This is a genomic window from Microbacterium sp. GbtcB4 (assembly GCF_019091465.1).
Lineage (GTDB): Bacteria > Actinomycetota > Actinomycetes > Actinomycetales > Microbacteriaceae > Microbacterium > Microbacterium paraoxydans.
In genome coordinates, this window is record NZ_JAGXJJ010000710.1 from 1 (window position 1) to 231 (window position 231).

1 protein-coding gene is annotated in these 231 nt (G+C 79.7%); it reads right to left on the reverse strand.

All coding sequences use genetic code 11. The features are described from left to right. The coding region (locus KVS71_RS19355) for a hypothetical protein (RefSeq protein WP_217585337.1) at window positions 1–231 on the reverse strand (231 nt) is incomplete at both ends.

Below are 231 nucleotides of genomic sequence, written 5' to 3' on the forward strand. Positions count from 1 at the left end.
AGGAGGTCTCGGGGACGGTCGTGGCCCCGGTCGGGGGCACGAGCGTGGCCGTCGCTCCGACCGGCGCCGGGCCGGCGAGGCGGGACATCCGGCCTTCCGACCCCGTGCTCGTCCCGCCGACGGCGCCGGCGCGCGCACCCGCCGCTGCGTCGACGGACGAGGCGGGAGGGGACGGCACGACCGCTTCGATCGTCGGAGGCGCCGTCGTCGGGGCCGACGACGGGAGAGCGG